The sequence below is a fragment of the Microbacterium sp. F2 genome, assembly GCF_052274505.1.
Lineage (GTDB): Bacteria > Actinomycetota > Actinomycetes > Actinomycetales > Microbacteriaceae > Microbacterium.
The window spans coordinates 1-1417 of the sequence record NZ_JBNVBV010000021.1; the positions used below are offsets into that span (position 1 = coordinate 1).

Annotated in this window: 1 protein-coding gene; it reads right to left on the reverse strand. The window is 66.4% G+C overall.

Annotated features, from left to right (window positions below):
- Nucleotides 1-59 precede the first annotated feature (59 nt).
- Nucleotides 60-1295, reverse strand: a complete 1236-nt coding sequence (locus ACQVDU_RS15830) for an IS256 family transposase (protein WP_046746337.1) — start codon at nucleotides 1293-1295, stop codon at nucleotides 60-62.
- Between the last annotated feature and the right edge of the window lie 122 nt (nucleotides 1296-1417).

A 1417-nucleotide genomic window follows, 5' to 3' on the forward strand; every position in this document is an offset into this window, starting at 1 on the left:
GGCCGCGTCCGTTTGAGTGGTGGTCTTTCGCTTCGTTGCGATGATCAGCTGTCGTTAGTTTAGGCGGCGGTGATCTCGGGGAGTATCACCGCCTCGTCGATGGTGGGGGTGGTCGCGGTGAGCTCGGTCATGGAGGCTTCGGAGAAGTAGCGGCGGTCGGCGGCTTCCCATTCGTCGTGTTGCTCGACGAGGACGGAGCCGGCCAGGCGGAGCAGGGCGGCGTTGTTCGGGAACACGCCAACGACGTCGGTGCGGCGCTTGATCTCCCGATTGAGGCGTTCCAGCGGGTTCGTGGACCAGATCTGTCGCCAATGCCGGGCGGGGAACGCTTTGAACGCGAGGATGTCGTCACGGGCGTCGGTGAGCATCACGGCGGTCTTGGGGTGGACGCGCTCGATCATGCGCACGACTTCGTCGAACTGGGCATCGATGTGCTCGGCGTCGGGTTGGGCGAAGATCGTGCGGATCACGCTGGCGACCATCTCCTGCCGGCCCTTCGGGAGGGCGGTCAGGACGTTGCGCATGAAGTGGACGCGGCAGCGCTGCCAGGCGGCGCCCTGCAACACGGTCGCTGCGGCCTTCTTCAGTCCGGCGTGGGCGTCGGAGATCACCAGCTTCACCCCGCCCAGACCTCGTGTCTTCAACGAGCGCAGGAACTGCTTCCAGAACTCCTCGGTCTCGCTGTCTCCGACATCGAAGCCCAGCACGACCCGCCGCCCGTCAGCGGCGACGCCGATCGCGACGACGACCGCCTGGGACACGACACGGTGGTCGATGCGGACCTTGCAGTAGGTCGCGTCGAGGAACACGTAGGGGTAGGCGATGTCAGACAGCGAGCGGTCGCGGAACGATGCGACCTCGGCGTCGAGCCCTTGGCAGATGCGGGACACCTCGGACTTCGAGATGCCAGTGTCAGCGCCGAGCGCTTTGACGAGGTCATCGACCTTCCGGGTTGAGACGCCGTGGAGGTAGGCCTCCATCACGACCGCGAACAAGGCTTGGTCGACCCGGCGGCGCCGCTCCAGCAGCGACGGGAAGAACGACCCCTGCCGCAACTTCGGGATCCGCAACTCCAGATCCCCAGCCGTGGTCGACAGCACCCGCGGCCGGGAACCGTTGCGGGTAGTCGTGCGCTCGCTCGTGCGCTCGTAGGGGGCGGCGCCGATGAATGCGGCTGTCTCCGCGTCGATCAGCTCCTGGTAGAGCCGCTCGGTCGCGGCTCGGATGCGGTCGGTGGTGCCGGTGAGCTTCAGTTCCCCGAGCAGCTCGAGGAGGGCAGACTGGTCAAGAGCCATCGTGCGGTGTCGTCTTTCTGTGTGAGTTCTTGGTCGTTCTCACTGACCATCGCACGATGGCTCACCCCGTCGCGGTCACGACGCCGCGGGCCCGAAAGACCACCACCCCGCGGGACTCCAGG